The sequence below is a fragment of the Microbacterium sp. genome (assembly GCF_047606385.1).
Lineage (GTDB): Bacteria > Actinomycetota > Actinomycetes > Actinomycetales > Microbacteriaceae > Microbacterium.
Genome location: NZ_JASGEL010000030.1, coordinates 1 through 16,288, shown reverse-complemented (window position 1 = coordinate 16,288; position 16,288 = coordinate 1). Strand labels below are relative to the sequence as shown.

The following is a 16,288-nucleotide window of genomic DNA, read 5'->3' as shown; positions in this document are numbered from 1 at the left end:
CGCATGCATCGTTGCATCGCAACCGTGCTCGCGGCTTCGCGCAACGAGCGCACCGGCGGGGCGTCCCGACGGAAAGGATGCACCCATGCGACGACCGAGCCTCTGGAGGTCTGGTCTCACCGCTCTCACCGTCGCCGCCATCGGCGTCGGCACGCTCTTCGCCACGGCGATGCCGGCCTCCGCCGCGTCGGAGTCGACAGCGGTGTCGACCGCCACGGCGGACGCGACGTTCACCGGCTACACCGACAAGGACGACCTGCGCACGAGCGGACGCGCGATCGTCGCGAGCGGCGAGCTGCCGGTCACGGACGGCTCGGCGCCCTCGGGGACGGGCACGACCTACTACGTCGATTCCGCCTCGGGCGACGACACCGCCGACGGCACGTCGCCAGAGACCGCTTGGCAGTCGTTCGACAACGTGAACGCGACAGTGTTCCAGCCGGGCGACCGCATCCTCCTCAAAGCCGGCAGCGTCTGGCAGGCCGATGGCGACACCGTCGCGACCGAGGCCTACGACTACACGACCTGGAGCAACGGCGTCGGCACCGACGTCGTCGGCGCCGACGCCACCGCGCTGCTGGCACCCCAGGGCTCGGGCACCGAGGAGGACCCGATCGTGCTGTCCAGCTACGGCGACGGCGCGGCGCCGGAACTGGACGGCCGCGGCACCGTCAACGACGTGCTGCAGCTGACGAACCAGGAGCACTGGGACATCTCGAACCTCGAGATCACCAACGAGACCGATGGGTTCGACGCGTCGACGTACGACGCCGACGGCCTCGCCCCCGGTCAGGAGAACCCCCTGACGGGCGATCTGCGCGGAATCCACGTCCAGGGCGAGAGCGCCGGAGTGCTCACCGGCTTCGAGGTCCATGACGTCTTCGTCCACGACGTCAGCGGCGTGACCTGGTCGGTCACCGGCGCCGGCGTCGACCGCTCGAAGCGGACGGGTGGCATCGTCTTCGAGGGGCTGAAGGGCGACGGCGTCACCGCCAGCCAGCTCGAGGGCATCGTGGTGCGCGACAGCGTGATCGCGAACACCTCCTTCGCGAACATCGCCTTCCGCCAGTTCTCCGGGATGGGCACCTGGCGCTATCAGAACGTGAAGCCGGGGTGGGGCGACCGCGCCGTGGCCACGGCGAGCACCACGGGTGTGATCACCGAGGACTCCGACTGGCGCCCGTTGAGCGACGTACAGATCTCGGGGAACTACCTGAGCAATCGCGACACCACGTACGGCTGGGACGCGATGTACCTGACGAGCGTGCAGAACGCGACGGTCGAGGGCAACCTCATCGACGGCGCCGGCGTCTCCGGCATCGAGATGTACTGGGCCGACGACATCCTGATCCAGGACAACGAGGTCGCAGAGGTCGAGGGGCGCACGGACGCGGCGGACTCCAACGGCATCGATCCGGACCGGGGGACCTCGAACATCCTGATCCAGGGCAACTACATCCACGACGGCGGCGAGGGCATCCTGCTCTGCGGGTTCTCGTTCGGCACCGCGGTCGTGCGGTACAACATCATCGCCGACGTCGACCGGAACTACGTCAATCCCCACGGCGACAAGGGCGTGAACGTCGTCTACAACAACCTGATGTACAACGACCAGCAGGGCAACAGCAGCACCATCGGCTTCTTCCGGTCGTCGGGAACGGCGTCCAGCTACCTGAAGTCGAGCAATCTGCACTACGTGCTGAACAACGTGTTCGTCAACCGCCAGTCCTCCGGCGTGACCGGCTCCGAGTTCCAGACCGACTACCCCGGGGTGACCTTCAGCAACAACTCCTACTCGGGAGTCAAGATCAGCGCCCCGTCCGCCGACGCCGACGCCATCACCACGGACCCGCAGCTGATCGGAGACCCGCAGGACGACATCGCCGATGCGGCGATCGGCTCGGTCTCCTCGCCGCTGATCGCGGCCGGCACCTCCGTCGACCTGTCGACGCTCGTCCCCGGCTTCGCCGTCACCGGACAGTCGGACGCGAGCCAGGTCGACGCCAGCGCCGACTTCTTCGGGGCGAGCCTCTCGACACCGCCCACCGTGGGCGCGACCTCGTACGCGCCGGCCGCCGGCAACGGCGTGATCGCGGGCGACGTGCTGGACGAATGGGGCGACCCGGTACCCGGCGCGGCCGTCGACTACGGCTCGCAGTCGGTCACCGCCGACGACGAGGGTCACTATGCGATCGAGCTCGGCGCCGGCTCGTACACGCTGACGCCGACCGCGACGGATTATGCACCCGGCGACGACGTCGCGGTGACTCTCGCGGCGGGGCAGACGCTGCGCACCGATCTGACGCTGGGCGAGACGACCACGACCGTCGGCACGGTGACCGGCACCGTCACCTCGGGCGGATCGGCGGTCGAGAACGCGACGGTGGCTCTGTCGCAGGGCGGCGAGACCGTCACGACGACCACGACCGACACGGCCGGCGCCTACACGTTCTCCGATGTGCCGGCCGCAGTCGACTACGCGGTCGACGTGACCAAGGAGGGATACCAGCAGAGCTCCACGTCCGACGTGACCGTCGCGGCGGCGCGCACGACCACGATCGACGTCACGCTGTCGCGCGATCCGGGCGCCACGGACTATGCGATCGACGAGACGTTCGACGACGAGACCACGGGCACCTTCACCGGAACCGCGGACGGCGTGCTCGCGGCGAAGTCCTCATCGGCGGGCACGCTGAGCATCGTCGACGATCCTGACCGGTCGGGCAACAAGTATCTGGACATCTCGAAGACCGCGAGCGGCAACCTCGCCGTGTACACCGCCGACGAGCAGAACCTCACCGGCACCGTCACGATCGAGGCGAGGATCAAGCGCACGACGACGAACACCTCCGCGAACCAGGTGGGGATGTACTCGTACACCGGAACCGACTGGAACGCCTCGGCGCCATGGTCCTCGACCAATCCGGCAGCGACGTTCGCCCTGTCGGGCGGGAAGATCATCACGCACAACGTGACCGGGTCGAGCCAGACCGTGGCGGCATCCTCCTACGCGGCAGGGCAGTGGTACACGATCCGCAACGTCGTCGACCTCGACACCGGCACGTTCGACTTCTACGTGAACGACATGACGACGCCGGTGCTGGTCGACCAGCCGCTGCGCACGCAGGTGGCCGAGCTGGACTACTTCTCGTTCTTCTCGAACTCGTCGAACGTCGGCGACATGCTCGTCGACTACTTCCGGGTCAACACGGGCCTGCCGTACGACTACGACGACTCCGCGCTCGGCAGTGTCGATGTCCAGACCGCTGACGGCCCGGTGACGCTGACCGCGTCCGCCGACGGCTCGACGTACTCCGGAACGGTCGACCCGTTCACCGACGAGGTCACGGTCGCCGCAACCTCGGACAGCCCGTTCGCGAGCGTCTCCGTGAACGGCAGCGTGCTCGCGGACGGTGAGACGACGTCCGTGCCGCTGGACGCGGGTCAGGACGAGGACGCGGTGATCACGACCGACATCCCGGTGGTGGTCACCGCCGAGGACGGCAGCACGACCTCGTACACGATCTCGGTATCGCGGACGAACCCGAGCCAGTCGACGCAGCTGCGCGACCTGTCGGTCGTCGGCTACGAGCTGACGCCCGCGTTCGCCTCGGACCAGCAGGGGACGGACGTGCCGTACGCGCTGACCGAGACCCTGGACAGCTCGGTGACGTCGGTGCAGCTCGCGTGGGAGCTCGGCTGGGCCGGTCAGAGCGTGCAGGTCGACGGCGAGGATGTCCCTGCCGGCACGGCCGGCACGACGGTCGACCTGCAGCCGGGTGAGAACACGATCGAGATCACGTCGAGCTCGTTCGCGGGCGACTTCGGCACCTATGTGATCACGGTCGACGTGGCAGACCCGCAGCCCACGTCGGTCACCGTGGCCGGCGCGTCGAGCGTCGCGACCGGCGAGGCGACCACGCTCACCGCGACGGTGGAACCGGCGGACGCGGAACAGGGCGTGACCTGGGCGTCGTCGGACACCGCGGTGGCGACCGTCTCCTCCTCCGGTGTCGTGACGGGAGCGTCTGAGGGCACGGCGGTGATCACGGCCACGTCCGTCGCGGCCGAGGATGTCCAGGGCTCGGTCTCGATCACCGTCCTGCCCGCGGCCTGGTCGGCATCGACGGTCTACACGGCCGGCGACCGGGTCTCGTACGACGGCGCCGTGTACGTCGCGCAGTGGTGGACGCAGGGCGAGACCCCGGGCTCGACGTCGTACGGTGCGTGGGCCGAGATCGGCGCAGCCACGGAATGCACCGCCGGCACGACGCCGGCATGGACGTCGTCGTGGATCTACACCGGCGGCGAGACGGTTGTCTACGACGGCAAGCGGTGGCAGGCGAAGTGGTGGACCCGCAACCAGACGCCCGGCGATGTCTGGGGACCCTGGACCCTGCTCGACGCCTGCTGAGCGCGTCGCGAACGGAGAAGGCCGGCTCACCCGCGGGTGGGCCGGCCTTCCGGCGTCCAGAGCGGATGCTGCAGCGTCAGCGCTGCCAGACGGTCTTCATCGCCGCGAAGATCTCGTCGTCGTCCTTGCGGTTCTCGAGGTTGAGGACGATCACGACGTCCTTCTCCTGCGCGGTGTAGGTGAACTCGCGCTGCCACCGGTAGAAATACGGGCCGTCGCCCCGCACACGCAGGTAGCCCATGAGGGCGGAGATCACCCAGGCCGTCTCCTTGATGCCGCAGAGCGCCTCTTCACGATAGAAGTCGCGCCACTTGCCGTGTTCACGATCGCGCAGCTCGCGGTCGCCCGCCCGGAACTGATCGCGCGCGAGACCGGCGCGATAGAAGGCGTGCCGCCAGTCCCCCTCCCAGGCCGCGAGCAGCGCCTGACACACGAGAGACGAGCCGCGGATGCTGCGTTGATACACGCGGGCCTGCAGGAGGAGCGTGTCGCGGATGAGCTCGGCCGCGTGATCATCCGCATCCAGCACGGCACGTTCGACGGCCTTGACGAGGGCGTCGTAGCGCTCGACGGCGGGATCACACAAGGACGCGAAGAACCGCACCTGTTCCTGCAACGTCGGAGCCGCGCACAGCCAGAGCATGAGCTCGGCGCTCGGCGCTTCGCGATCGGTGAGGAACTGGCTGATCAGGATGCGCGGCACGAAGTTGAAGAGGAGCTCTCCCGCAGCGTTGTCCCACTCCGGTCCGAAGGAGGCGGCCGCCTGCCAGTACTGCTCGAACGCCGGGAACAGGGCGTCCGCGGCATCCGCGCCGTAGTAGCTCGCCACGTAGTCACGGCACACTCGTTCGGTGTCCACGTGCCCGTCTCGCCAGATCGCCGCCATGAGGTTCAGGAGGTAGACGTGCGGCTTGATGTTCGATGCGTTGATGACCCAGACGTCGTCTCCGCCCCGGTCGATGACCTCCTCGAGCTCGGCCGCGATCCTGCGCGGGTCCGCAGGCCGCTGAGTGATGTGGTTGCTGGCCTTCAGATCGAAGTAGGAGGCGTGGAAGTAGATGCCGTTGCCACCCGGCCCGTCGGGGTCGGGCATCGCCGGGATCCGCAAGTCCTCGCCGGCGGCGGTCATCCGCGACACCATGCGGGCGTATCCGTTGTCCGACCACAGCTTGATGATGTCGTCGGGATAGTCCAGCAGGCCCCGCTCGTACAGTTCCATCGACTCGTCGTAGAGATAGATGCAGCAGACGGCATCGGGGTCCGCGGCGCGCACCAGGTCGTGCTGGCGTCGGATGATCGTGTTGATGACCTCCGCGCGGGCCTCCGGGGTGTCGTAACGCGGGTCGTTGGTCCAGAACGGCGAGTCGCCCTGACCTCGGAATCCGAGCGTCCACACCACCCGCGCGTCCTGTCGCTCCTCGACGGCGTCCCGCCACAGCTCCTCGAATCGGTCGCGCTCCTCGGGCCATCGCGGCTCGACGCCGGGGTAGACCTCGGAGAACATCCGCGCGCCCAGCGGGCAGGCATGATGCTGCGCGATGTAGAAGCCCATGTCCTGGGCGAGCTCTGTGTGGTCGATCCGCTCTCCGGAGCCCGGGATGACGAGGTTACCGCCGAGGCGATAGATCGTCTCGAACACGATCCGCCAGGGCAGATCCTTGTCGCCTTCCAGCGACCAGCCGAGCAGCAGCACCTCGTCGTTGATGAAGAAGCCCTTGTACCGCACGGCGGACGGTGTGCTGCGGAGCCTGAACGAGTCGTCGAGGTCGACGCCGTTCACGGGGACGAACTCCTGGTCGTTCCAGAACCACAGGTCCTTCACGCCGAGCACCTCGCGGCTGATCGCGTACAGGCCGTAGATGAACCCGAAGTCGTCGGCGGCGACGACCTCGAGGCGACCGGCCGTGACCTGCACGTCGTACTGCTCGGCCGCCTGATCTCCCCGAACGAGGATGATCGGAGCACCCGGCTCGGTCATGGGCAGCAGCGTCTTGGCGATGTCTCGCTGGAGATCCTCCACGGCGTACCGCACGGCGGCGGAGATCTCTCCGGCGATGGTCGTCTGTGCTGTCAGCGTGATGCCCATCGGCGCCTTCGCAATCGGTTGGTGTGCTGTCGTTCGTCTTCGTCGAGAGCACGGCGCGCCCTCAACGATGAAACGGCGCCGTCCCCGGCATCTGCAACCGATCACCTATGGGTGATCGTTCACTATAGCCACGATAGTGATCGTTCACTCACTCCGTCAAGACGACAGGTGCCCCCTCGGCCGCCGAGCCCGCTAGTGCGTGAGCACTCGAGCTTGAGCCTGCGCCCGCACGCTGAGCTCGGCCGCCGCGAAGGCGTGCGCCTGCGTCATCGCGTTCTCGGTGCGGTTCAGGCAGTCCAGGATCAGCTCGCCGAAGAAGGGGTAGCCGACGGAGCCGGTCGCGTCGATCCGCCGTTCGCCGTCGCCGTTGATGAGCAGGAGCTGACCCGGGCCGTGATCCGTCGCGATGTCGACGTACTTGCGCAGCTCGATGTAGCCCGCGGTGCCGAGGATGAAGGTCCGCCCGTCACCCCAGGTGCTCAGCCCGTCGGGGGTGAACCAGTCGACGCGCACGTATCCCGTGGTGCCGTTGTCCAGGATGACGTGGGCGTCGCCGAAGTCGTCGAGACCGGGGGTGTCGGGGTGGGCATGGTTCGCGATCGTCGCACTGCTGATCTGCCCGTCGCGGGCGCCGGTGAAGTGCAGCAGCTGTTCGAAGTTGTGGCTGCCGATATCGCAGAGGATGCCGCCGTACCGCTCGCGTTCGAAGAACCAGTCCGGACGCCCGATACCGAGCCGGTGCGGCCCGAAGCCCGCCACGTGCAGCACCCTGCCGATCGCCCCCTGGTCGATGAGCTGGCCGGCCAGCACCGCCGCCTCGACGTGGATGCGCTCCGCGTAGTAGACCGCATACTTGCGTCCCGTGCGCTCGGTCGCGGCCCGCGCGGCGGCCAACTGGTCCAGGGTGGTCAGCGGCGCCTTGTCGGTGAAGTAGTCCTTGCCGGCATCGATCACGCGCAGTCCGAGGTCGCACCTCTCCGACGGGATGGCGGCGGCGGCCACCAGGTGCACGTCGGGGTCGCTGAGCACCTCCGCCTCGCTGCGGGCGACACGCACCTGCGGAAAGGCCTCGCGGAACTTCTCGACCCGCTCCGGCACCGGGTCGTAGACCCACTTCAGCGTGGCCCCGGCGTCGATCAGAGCTTCGGTCATGCCGCCTATGTGTCCGTGGTCGAGATGGGTGGCGGCGATGACGAACTCGCCCGGATCGACCACAGGCCGGGGCATGGATGCGGGCGCGTAGGTGGCACCGTCGTCGGCAGACATCAGCGTCTTCCGCCTCCCGGCTCAGCCGGCGTCCGACGAGGCGCCGACGATGATGGCACCCTGCTCGCGGCGGGATCCGGTCTTCTCGAAGAAGTGCGGAGCACGCGACTCGAGGCCTCCGGATCGGTAGTAGGGATTCTCCGGCGACAACGGCAGATCGACGGTGCGACGCTCGATCGCGGCCTGGTAGATCGCGGTGACGAGCTCGATCGCTGTGCGTCCGTCTGCGCCGGTGGCTTCCAGCGCGGCGTCACCGCGGATCGCGGCGAGGACGTTGGCGATCTGGCCCGCGTGGAGCAGGTGCCCCAGCGGCGCGTGCGCCGCGGCGAGCGCGTCGAGCTGTGCCACGAGATCCGCGTCACCACCCGGCACGGGGAACCCGTTCTCATCGCCCGTCGAGGCGGCCGCTCGCCAGGGCTGCGAGATCCGCGCCCGCGCGCCCTGCACGACGATCGCCTGCTCCTCGCCATGGTGGACCACCGAGCTGGTGAGCTCGGCGAGCGCACGGTCGTACTGCAGGATCGCGACCGACAGGTCCTCGACCTCGGCGTTGTCGTGCTGTGCGTTGGTCATCATGGCGGCGACCGCTCGCGGCCGGCCGAGCAGCCACAGCAGGAGATCTATGTGGTGGATGGCGTGGTTGAGGGTGCAGCCACCGCCCTCGGAGGCCCACGTCCCGCGCCACCACAGGTCGTAGTAGGGCTGGGCGCGCCACCACGACGAGTCGACCTTGACGTGGGAGATGGACCCGATCAGGCCGGTGGCGAGCACCTCCTTGAGCGTGGCCATGTCGTCGCGATAGCGGTTCTGCGCAACGACGGAGAGGATCTTGCCCGATCCCGCGGCGGCGGCGAGCATCGCGTCGCACTCTTCGAGCGAAGCGGCCATCGGCTTCTCGACGATGACGTTCACTCCGTGACGGAGGTACTGGATCGCGAGCGGCGCGTGCGACGAGGGCGGCGTGACGATGCTGACCAGGTCCAGCTGCTCCCCCGCCAGCATCGCGTCGGGACCGTCGTAGACCCGCGCGTTGCGCAGGCCGTGCGCGTCGCGCTTGACCGTCGCCTTCGCGAGCGTGAGGTCGGAGATCGCGACGATCTCGACGGCATCCGGGAACTCCAGATATGCCTCGATGTGCGCGCTCGCGATTCCGCCGGCCCCGACGATTCCGACCTTGAGCATCTGCGCTCGTCCTCCCGTAGATCCGCGATCTTAGTGATCGTTCACTAAATCTATCGCCCACAGTTCCGGTCGTCCAGTCCTGCCCGGCGGCAGATCGGCTGCACCCATCCGGCGAGCGGATGACCGTCGGATCCAGACAAATCGGCAAGCGCTTTCCACTAGCAACGCTGGCATGCCAGACTGGATCCGGTGCGCAGCAGGGACTCATGATGCGCCGGAGGAGACGAAATCCCATGAAGGCAGTGATCGCCGTCGGAACCGGCCGCTACGCCGACCCCTGGCACCCCTACCCGGCGATCGCCGACGAGCTCGCCACGCTGCTGGCCGAGGCGGGGTTCGAGGTGACCACCGAGCACGACGTGGACGCCGCGATGGCGCAGCTGGCCGGTGTCGACCTGCTCGTGGTCGACGCCGGTGACCCGTGGCGCGACAACGACGGCGCCTCCGCTCCCGGAGGACTCGACCGGGGAGCACTGCTGCGCGCGACGGAGCGCGGCACCGGCGTGCTCGCATTGCACTCGGCGGCATCCAGCCTGCGCGACTACGACGGATGGTTCGAGCTGCTCGGCGGCGAGTGGGTGCCGGGCATCTCGTGGCATCCCCCCTACGGCCGGGTCGACGTGCACACCGCGGATGTCCCGGGGTGGGAGGATCTCCGCGACTTCGCGATCGACGACGAGGCGTACACCGATCTGAGAATCCTCGACGGCGACACCGTGCTGGCCTGGCACGACCGCGACGGCGTCCATCACCCCCTGGTGTGGCTGCGCGAGACGAACGGATGCCGGGTGGCGTACGACGCCCTCGGCCACGACGAGCGCTCGTACGCGCCCGGCGCGCACCGCGAGCTGGTCGCGGCGCTGGCCCGCTGGGCCGGGCGCGCGGAGTGATCCGACGACCGCATCCGGCACGACGCAGCTGCAACTCGAGCGGGCCCGCCAGGCTGCGGAGGACGCCGGCGAGGCCTGAGCGCTCACGTGTCGTAATTCAGGCTGGACGCGTCCCGGAGTGCTCCAGAAGCTCGCCGCGCTGCGTTCAGCCTGAATTACGACACGCCTCCAGGCTCAGCCGCGCCGCGCCGCGCCGCGCGTCGCACAGCTCGCTACACTCGTAGCGTGAGTACGACGATCCCGCAGCGCGAGCTGCGCAATCAGAACAAGGCCATCCTCGACCGTGTGGCGGCCGGGGAGTCGTTCACCGTCACTCGCGACGGCGTGCCGCTCGCCGACCTCATTCCTCACCTCACGACGGCCGCACCGCCGCGGTTCCGTGCTGCGAACGATGTGGCGGCGACACACGCCATGACGCGGGAACAGGCTGAGGCGTGGCTCGCCGACATCCGGGCGGCCCGAGACGACCTCGACACCGCTCCGGTCGATCCGTGGGAACGAGCCCGCGCACATGGCTGAGACGAGACTCGCCGTGCTCGACACCTCGGCCGTGATCACGCCGCTGCAGGACTACTCGCCCTACGCCGATCTCGTGTGCCTCTCGGCCGTCACGATCGGAGAGCTCGCCTTCGGCCTGCATGCCGCGGCCGACCCGCTCGAGTCCGCGGCGCGGGAGCGTCGCTACCGCGACATCCTGACCGCATTCACCCCGATCGCGTACGACGCCGAGATCGCTCACGAATACGGTGCGATCGCGGCCGCTGTCCGCAGCATGGGCCGCAATCCGCGCGCACGCACCGCCGACCTCATGATCGCGGCGACAGCGCGCCACCTGGATGCGGCGCTGCTCACGCGCAATCCCGCCGATTTCGCGGGCCTCGACGGCATCGTCACCGTCGTCGACGTCACGTAGCGCGTCGCGACACGCCCAGGCCCACGTCAGCCACGCCGCGCGGCGAGCACCTCGGCGAGGCGCGGCAGCTGCGCCTCGTCCTCCAGCGCGGACCCGACGGCGGCCACCCGCACCCCGGCGTCGAGGAACTCCGCCACGTTCGAGGCGTCGAGCCCGCCGGTCGCGACGAACCGCGCCTGCGGGAACGGGCCGCGGATGTGCCGGAACCAGCCGGTGCCGAGCCAGGTCGCGGGGAACGCCTTCAGCCACCGCAGCCCGAACGCGACCGCCTGCTGCACCTCGCTGGGGGTCGCGACGCCGGGCAGGATCGGGATGCCGTGCTCCCGCGCCGCCGCCACGACCGCCGGGTCGAGGCCGGGCGAGACGAGGTAGCGGGCGCCGGCGGCCACCGCCACCGGCACCTGTGCCGGGTCGATGATCGTGCCGGCGCAGACGATCCGATCGCGCTCGACGGCCAGGCGGCACACCTCGCGCAGGGCGCCTTCGTCCTCGTCCGTCTGCAGCGGCACCTCGACGGAGTCGATGCCGAGGTCCCACGCGGTCGTCGCCAGCGCGAGGGAGCGCTCGACGCCCATCCCCCGCAGGATCGCCATGAGCGGGGCGGTGGCGAAGGTCTCGTCGAAGAAGGCCGCGGTGCGGTCCGGGTCGGTCATGGTGTCGTCCTCTCGGAGGCGGAGCCGGCGGGCGCGGCATCGGGCAGGTCGTGGGCGCCGTCGGCGAGCGAGTCGCCGAGGGTCCGCAGAGTCAGCGCCGCCCGCTCGTGGCCGGCCCGCAGCCGGCCGGGGACGTCGGCGCCGAGCAGGCGCGCGGCGAGATATCCGCCCGCGAAGGCGTCGCCGGCGCCGACGACGTCGACGACCTCGACCCGCTGCGAGGCCTCGAACCACTCCTCGTCGCCGGCGAAGCAGGTGGCACCGACCGCGCCGTCCTTCACCACGAGCTCGGGCACGTCCGGCAGGCGGTGTCGGACGTCCTGCGCGGTGACCGTGCCCCACAGGGTCTCGGCCTCGTCCCGGCCGACGAACACGATGTCGGCGGATGCCGCGAGGCCCGCCAGCACGGGAGCCGCCTCGGCCGCGGGCCACAGCGGTGCCCGGTGGTTCACGTCGAAGCTCACGGTGATCCCCGCGGCCCGCGCCCGTCTCATGATCGCCATCAGGAACCGCCGGGCGGAGTCGGAGATGGCGGCCGTGACGCCGGAGACGTGCAGCACGGCCACGCCGGCCAGCGGCACGGCGCCGGCATCCGTCTCGTCGAGCCCGGACGCTGCGGAGCCCCGCCGGTAGTACAGCACCCCATCGCCGGGGTCCTTCACGTACAGGCCGGTGGGCCGGGCCGGGTCGAACTCGACGCTCGAGGTGTCGATGCCCCGCGCGGCGAGCTGCCGCGCCACCCGGCGGCCGAGGGCGTCCTCGCCCAGCCGGCTGTGCCAGCGTGCCGGGATGCCGAGGGCCGCCGCGTGCGCGGCGACGTTGGACTCGGCTCCCCCGGCGTCCATGAGGAACGCCTCGGCACCGACGACCGGGGAGCCGTCGACCGGCGCGACCATCGCCATGGTCTCGCCGATCGCGAGAAGAGCCCCCGCGGGCACGCCGGACATCACTTCAGGTCGGTGACGGCGGCGGCGTCCATGTCGTCGAACGCCTGATTCTCCCCCGCCATCGCCCACACGAACGAGTACGCCGCGGTGCCCACGCCGGAGTGCAGCGACCAGCTGGGCGAGATGATCGCCTGCCGATCGGCCACCACCAGATGCCGTGTCTCGTCCCGCTCGCCGAGCAGGTGGATGACGCGGGCGCCTTCCGGCACGTCGAAGTACAGGTAGCACTCGGTGCGCCGGTCGTGCGTGTGCGCCGGCATCGTGTTCCACATCGAGCCCGGGTGCAGCTCGGTCACGCCCATCACGATCTGGCAGCTCTTGACGCCGTTCTCGTGGATGTACTGGTTCAGGGTGCGGCGGTTGCTGGTGAGCTGGTCGCCCAGCTCGCGCACGTTCCCCTCGCCCGGGCGCACCAGCGCCGACGGGTAGGAGGTGTGGGCGGGAGCCGAGAACAGATAGAACTTCGCCCCGTCGGAGCCGTCGGCATCCAGGAACCGGACGTCCTCCACACCGCGGCCGAGGTACAGGCACGCTCCCTTCACCAGCTCGAACGTCTCGCCGTCGGCGATGACCGCGCCGGTGTCGCCGACGTTGACGATGCCGATCTCACGGTGCTCGAGGAAGTACTCGCTGCGGATCTCCGGATACCCGGTGAGCACCAGCTCGTCGCCTGCGGGCACGGCGCCGCCGAGCACGATGCGGTCGTGGTGCGTGTAGACGAGCGTGATCTCGCCGGGCACGAACACCTGCTCGATCAGATAGGTGTCGCGCAGCTGCTGCGTGGTCATGCCGGGGATCTGCGCCGGGTTCGTGGCGTAGCGCTGCGGGATGTGGGTCTCGGTCATTTCGGACTCCTTCGGGGGATGGGTCAGCGCACGAGCCAGCCGCCGTCGACCGGCACGATCGCACCGGTGACATAGGCGGCAGCCTCGGACGCGAGGAAGACGAACGTGCCCTGCAGGTCTGCGGGCGTGCCCCACCGGCCTGCGGGGATGCGCGAGAGGATCGACGCCTCGCGGTCGGTGTCGGCGCGGATGGGCGCCGTGTTGTCGGTGGCCATGTAGCCGGGGGCGACCGCGTTGACGGTGACCCCGTAGGGCGCCCACTCGTTGGCCAGCGCCTTGGTGAGACCGGCGACCGCGTGCTTGGAGGCGGTGTAGCCCGGCACCAGGATGCCGCCCTGGAACGAGAGCATCGAGGCGACGTTGACGATGCGCCCCCAGCCCTGCTCGATCATGCGGCGGCCGGCGGCCTGCGACAGGTGGAAGACGGCGTCGAGGTTGATGCGCAGCACCTCGTCCCAGTCAGAGACCGGGTGCTCCGCCGCCGGGGCGCGACGGATCGTGCCGGCGTTGTTCACCAGGATGTCGACGCGCCCGAGCTCGGCTGCGACCTCGTCGATCGCGCCGTGCAGTTCGTCGGGGGTGGCTGTGGCCAGGTCGCGGGTGACGGTGTGGACGCGACGGCCGAGCCCCGCGATCAGCTCCGCGGTGTGCGAGGCATCGCCGCGGTCGATGAGGGCGACGTCGGCGCCCGCTTCGGCGAGGGCCACGGCGGCGCCCTGACCGAGGCCGCGGCTGGAGCCGGTGACGACGGCGACGCGGCCGTCGAGGCGGAAGGTGTCGAGGATCATGCGGAGGCCTCCGGGGGTGCGGTGAAGGTGGTGGTCAGCTCGCCGATGCGCGCGATGCGCACCGTGACGGCATCGCCCGCCTCGAGGGGCCGATGCGCGGCCTGGGCGGCGGGCAGCTTCTGCGGGGTGCCGGTGGAGATCACGTCGCCGGGCTGGAGGGTCATGACCTGGCTCAGGTAGTGGATCACGTACGCGACCGGGAAGATCGTCGTCGCGGTGGACTGCGAGACGGTCACCTCGCCGTCGCGGATCACCTCGACCAGCAGGTCCGCCGCGTCGCCGACCTCGTCAGGCGTGACCAGGTGCGGCCCGAGCGGCGCGAAGCCGTCGAAGCACTTGCCCAGCGCCCACTGGCTCTGCCGGCGCTGCCAGGCCCGGTCCGACACGTCGTCGAGGATCGAGTAGCCGGCGACGTGGTCGAGGGCGTCCTCGAGCGGCACCCGGTGGGCGCGGCGTCCGATGACCACGGCCAGCTCGCCCTCGTAGTCGACGTCGGTGGCCACGGCCGGCACGACGACGGGGTCCGCGGGCCCGGCGAGGGTGTTCGGGGTCTTCACGAACACGTCGGGGAAGTCCGGGTCGTCCGCGGTGGGATCGACGCCGTCGGGCACGTGGCCGCGGTAGTTGTAGCCCAGGCACAGGATCTTGCCGGGCACGACCGGCGCACGCAGCGCGGCGGGATCCAGCGGCGGCAGGGCGGCCGCATCCGCCCGCTGGATCTGCGCACGCACATCGCCCTGTCGCGTGTCGTCGGCCAGCAGCTCGACCAGGGGGGTGTCGCCGAGGTCGAGCACATGGCCGTCCACGACGGCGCCGGTGCGTTCGGCGCCGTCGCGGAGGTATCGGACGAGCTTCACCAGTACGGCCTCCAGTCGGGGCGCGCGGCGCGCATGAGCGCCTCCAGGTAGAAATAGTCGCCCCAGAGCGTGCCCTCGTCGATGCCCACGTCCTTCGGCAGGTCGTAGACGCTGTGCAGCAGCACCGCGTCGGAGTCCGCGGGCTGGGCGGGAGCGTAGTCCTCGGCGAGCGAGGCGAGGATGCGGTCGGCCGCCTCCCGCCAGCGCGCGGCGTGCGCGGGATCGAGGGCGGCGAGCTCGTAGAGGCCGCACACCGCGATCGCGCCGGCGGAGCTGTCGCGCGGGGCGTCGCTGCCGTCGGTGTACACGAGGTCCCAGTACGGCACGCCGTCCGCGGGCAGGTGGGCGAGGAAGTACTCGGCGCAGGTGCGGGACGCCGCCAGCAGCGCCGGGTCGCCGGTGGCGCGGTGGTTCAGCGCGAAGCCGTAGATGCCCCACGCCTGGCCGCGCGCCCAGCACGAGTCGTCGAAGGCGCCCTGCTCGGTCGCGCCGCGCAGCGGCTCCCCCGTCTCGGCATCCCAGTAGAAGGTGTGGAACGTCGAGCCGTCGGGCCGCAGGATGTGGCGGCGCAGCTGGTCGGTGTGACGGGCGACGGCCTCGGCGAACAACGGGTCGCCGGTCTCGCGCGCCGCCCAGGTCAGCAGCGGCATGTTCATGAGGCTGTCGATGATGGTGCGGCCGCGCTGCGCCGCGTCGGCGAGGTCGCCCCACGCCTGCACGATGCCCGCGGAGGGCAGGAAGCGGCGCATGAGGTGGCCGGCGGCGTCCAGCGCGGCGGCGCGGGCGGCCGAGTCGCCGAGCAGGCGCGACGGGGCGACGCAGGCCAGCGAGTAGAGGAAGCCGAGGTCGTGCGTGTCGAGGTCCTCGCCGTCGTGCACCCGGCGGCCGAAATCGGCGGCGTGAGCGGACGCGGCATCCCGGAACACGTCCTCGCCGGTCAGCTCCCACGCGATCCACTGCATGCCGGGCCAGAAGCTCGTGGTCCAGCCGCGGTTCGCGCCCTCGGCGAAGCCGTTCGCCGCCGGCCGCAGCGGGTAGCGCGCCCCGTCGGTCGTGGTGTCGTCCGGGTACGCGGCACCGAAGGACCCGACGTTGCGGCGCACCGTGGCCAGGACACGGGCGATGGCGCGCTCGGTCTCGAGGGTGCGGGCCGGGAGCGGAGTGGAGGTCATCGAGGGGGATCCTTCGTCGGGGGTCACTGCACGCTCGCCGGCTCGGCGGGCAGCAGCGGGCGGAGGGTGAAACGGGCGTTGGCCCACACCAGGTACAGGGCGGGCGCGGCGGTCAAGCCGATCGCGAACGCGGGCGACGAGCTGAACAGCAGGAACTGGGCGACCAGCACGGCGAGCGAGACGAGGCTCAGGTACCACCGGCGCACCGCGAGCGCCGTGCCGGCGCGCAGCAGGTCGCGCAGCCGGGTCGCCGGCGCCTCGGCGAGCGCGACCAG

Annotated in this window: 13 protein-coding genes and 1 pseudogene; 4 read left to right on the top strand and 10 right to left on the bottom strand. The window is 70.3% G+C overall.

Annotated features, from left to right (window positions below; all coding sequences use genetic code 11):
• Positions 1–85: 85 nt before the first annotated feature.
• Positions 86–4,414 carry a carboxypeptidase regulatory-like domain-containing protein gene (locus QM626_RS03090; RefSeq protein ID WP_415073862.1) on the top strand — a complete coding sequence of 1,443 codons (4,329 nt, stop codon included), beginning with the start codon at positions 86–88 and terminating at the stop codon, positions 4,412–4,414.
• A 76-nt stretch (positions 4,415–4,490) separates the two neighbouring features.
• On the opposite strand, the gene QM626_RS03085 is transcribed toward QM626_RS03090, so the two are convergent.
• From QM626_RS03085 to QM626_RS03075, 3 genes are all read right to left on the bottom strand, one after another.
• The gene (locus QM626_RS03085; protein ID WP_415073860.1) at positions 4,491–6,500 is read right to left on the bottom strand and encodes a glycosyl hydrolase 115 family protein; all 2,010 of its coding nucleotides are present in this window, start codon (positions 6,498–6,500) and stop codon (positions 4,491–4,493) included.
• A 192-nt stretch (positions 6,501–6,692) separates the two neighbouring features.
• Positions 6,693–7,766, bottom strand: coding sequence for a Gfo/Idh/MocA family protein (locus QM626_RS03080; protein ID WP_415073858.1), 1,074 nt, complete (start codon positions 7,764–7,766; stop codon positions 6,693–6,695).
• 21 nt (positions 7,767–7,787) lie between these two features.
• A complete protein-coding gene (locus QM626_RS03075) occupies positions 7,788–8,948 on the bottom strand; it encodes a Gfo/Idh/MocA family protein (RefSeq protein ID WP_415073855.1) in 1,161 nt (386 codons plus the stop codon).
• Positions 8,949–9,181: 233 nt separating this feature from the next.
• On the opposite strand from QM626_RS03075, the gene QM626_RS03070 reads away from it, so the two are divergent.
• The 3 genes from QM626_RS03070 to QM626_RS03060 all read left to right on the top strand — a co-directional run bounded on the left by QM626_RS03070 (position 9,182) and on the right by QM626_RS03060 (position 10,751).
• Entirely contained in the window at positions 9,182–9,838 is a 657-nt protein-coding gene (locus QM626_RS03070) for a ThuA domain-containing protein (protein ID WP_415073852.1), read from the top strand.
• A 225-nt stretch (positions 9,839–10,063) separates the two neighbouring features.
• Complete coding sequence (locus QM626_RS03065; RefSeq protein ID WP_415073850.1) at positions 10,064–10,357, top strand: type II toxin-antitoxin system Phd/YefM family antitoxin; 294 nt, start codon at positions 10,064–10,066, stop codon at positions 10,355–10,357.
• Positions 10,350–10,751 (top strand): PIN domain-containing protein, encoded by a 402-nt coding sequence (locus tag QM626_RS03060; RefSeq protein WP_415073848.1) that lies wholly within the window; start codon positions 10,350–10,352, stop codon positions 10,749–10,751. The genes QM626_RS03065 and QM626_RS03060 overlap by 8 nt, the downstream gene beginning before the upstream one ends.
• 26 nt (positions 10,752–10,777) lie before the next feature.
• On the opposite strand, the gene QM626_RS03055 is transcribed toward QM626_RS03060, so the two are convergent.
• The 7 genes and pseudogenes from QM626_RS03055 to QM626_RS03025 all read right to left on the bottom strand — a co-directional run.
• On the bottom strand, positions 10,778–11,404 hold the full coding sequence (locus QM626_RS03055) for a bifunctional 4-hydroxy-2-oxoglutarate aldolase/2-dehydro-3-deoxy-phosphogluconate aldolase (RefSeq protein ID WP_415073846.1): 627 nt from the start codon (positions 11,402–11,404) through the stop codon (positions 10,778–10,780).
• A complete protein-coding gene (locus QM626_RS03050) occupies positions 11,401–12,351 on the bottom strand; it encodes a sugar kinase (RefSeq protein ID WP_415073844.1) in 951 nt (316 codons plus the stop codon). The genes QM626_RS03055 and QM626_RS03050 overlap by 4 nt, the downstream gene beginning before the upstream one ends.
• Positions 12,351–13,196 carry a 5-dehydro-4-deoxy-D-glucuronate isomerase gene (gene kduI, locus QM626_RS03045; RefSeq protein ID WP_415073842.1) on the bottom strand — a complete coding sequence of 282 codons (846 nt, stop codon included), beginning with the start codon at positions 13,194–13,196 and terminating at the stop codon, positions 12,351–12,353. Before kduI ends, QM626_RS03050 begins: the two co-directional genes overlap by 1 nt.
• Before the next feature lie 23 nt (positions 13,197–13,219).
• A complete protein-coding gene (kduD, locus tag QM626_RS03040) occupies positions 13,220–13,984 on the bottom strand; it encodes a 2-dehydro-3-deoxy-D-gluconate 5-dehydrogenase KduD (RefSeq protein WP_415073840.1) in 765 nt (254 codons plus the stop codon).
• Positions 13,981–14,841 carry a fumarylacetoacetate hydrolase family protein gene (locus tag QM626_RS03035; protein ID WP_415073838.1) on the bottom strand — a complete coding sequence of 287 codons (861 nt, stop codon included), beginning with the start codon at positions 14,839–14,841 and terminating at the stop codon, positions 13,981–13,983. Before QM626_RS03035 ends, kduD begins: the two co-directional genes overlap by 4 nt.
• Positions 14,838–16,013, bottom strand: coding sequence for a glycoside hydrolase family 88 protein (locus QM626_RS03030; RefSeq protein ID WP_415073836.1), 1,176 nt, complete (start codon positions 16,011–16,013; stop codon positions 14,838–14,840). The genes QM626_RS03035 and QM626_RS03030 overlap by 4 nt, the downstream gene beginning before the upstream one ends.
• A 23-nt stretch (positions 16,014–16,036) precedes the next feature.
• A pseudogene (locus QM626_RS03025) lies at positions 16,037–16,288 on the bottom strand (ferredoxin-NADPH reductase); the annotation flags it as partial.

Excerpts from the sequence above, each read along its gene's own strand:
- QM626_RS03090 (WP_415073862.1), top strand. The coding sequence starts at position 86 with ATGCGACGACCGAGCCTCTGGAGGTCTGGTCTCACCGCTCTCACCGTC.
- QM626_RS03085 (WP_415073860.1), bottom strand. The coding sequence starts at position 6,500 with ATGGGCATCACGCTGACAGCACAGACGACCATCGCCGGAGAGATCTCC.
- QM626_RS03080 (WP_415073858.1), bottom strand. The coding sequence starts at position 7,766 with ATGTCTGCCGACGACGGTGCCACCTACGCGCCCGCATCCATGCCCCGG.
- QM626_RS03075 (WP_415073855.1), bottom strand. The coding sequence starts at position 8,948 with ATGCTCAAGGTCGGAATCGTCGGGGCCGGCGGAATCGCGAGCGCGCAC.
- QM626_RS03070 (WP_415073852.1), top strand. The coding sequence starts at position 9,182 with ATGAAGGCAGTGATCGCCGTCGGAACCGGCCGCTACGCCGACCCCTGG.
- QM626_RS03060 (WP_415073848.1), top strand. The coding sequence starts at position 10,350 with ATGGCTGAGACGAGACTCGCCGTGCTCGACACCTCGGCCGTGATCACG.
- QM626_RS03055 (WP_415073846.1), bottom strand. The coding sequence starts at position 11,404 with ATGACCGACCCGGACCGCACCGCGGCCTTCTTCGACGAGACCTTCGCC.
- QM626_RS03050 (WP_415073844.1), bottom strand. The coding sequence starts at position 12,351 with ATGTCCGGCGTGCCCGCGGGGGCTCTTCTCGCGATCGGCGAGACCATG.
- kduI (WP_415073842.1), bottom strand. The coding sequence starts at position 13,196 with ATGACCGAGACCCACATCCCGCAGCGCTACGCCACGAACCCGGCGCAG.
- kduD (WP_415073840.1), bottom strand. The coding sequence starts at position 13,984 with ATGATCCTCGACACCTTCCGCCTCGACGGCCGCGTCGCCGTCGTCACC.
- QM626_RS03030 (WP_415073836.1), bottom strand. The coding sequence starts at position 16,013 with ATGACCTCCACTCCGCTCCCGGCCCGCACCCTCGAGACCGAGCGCGCC.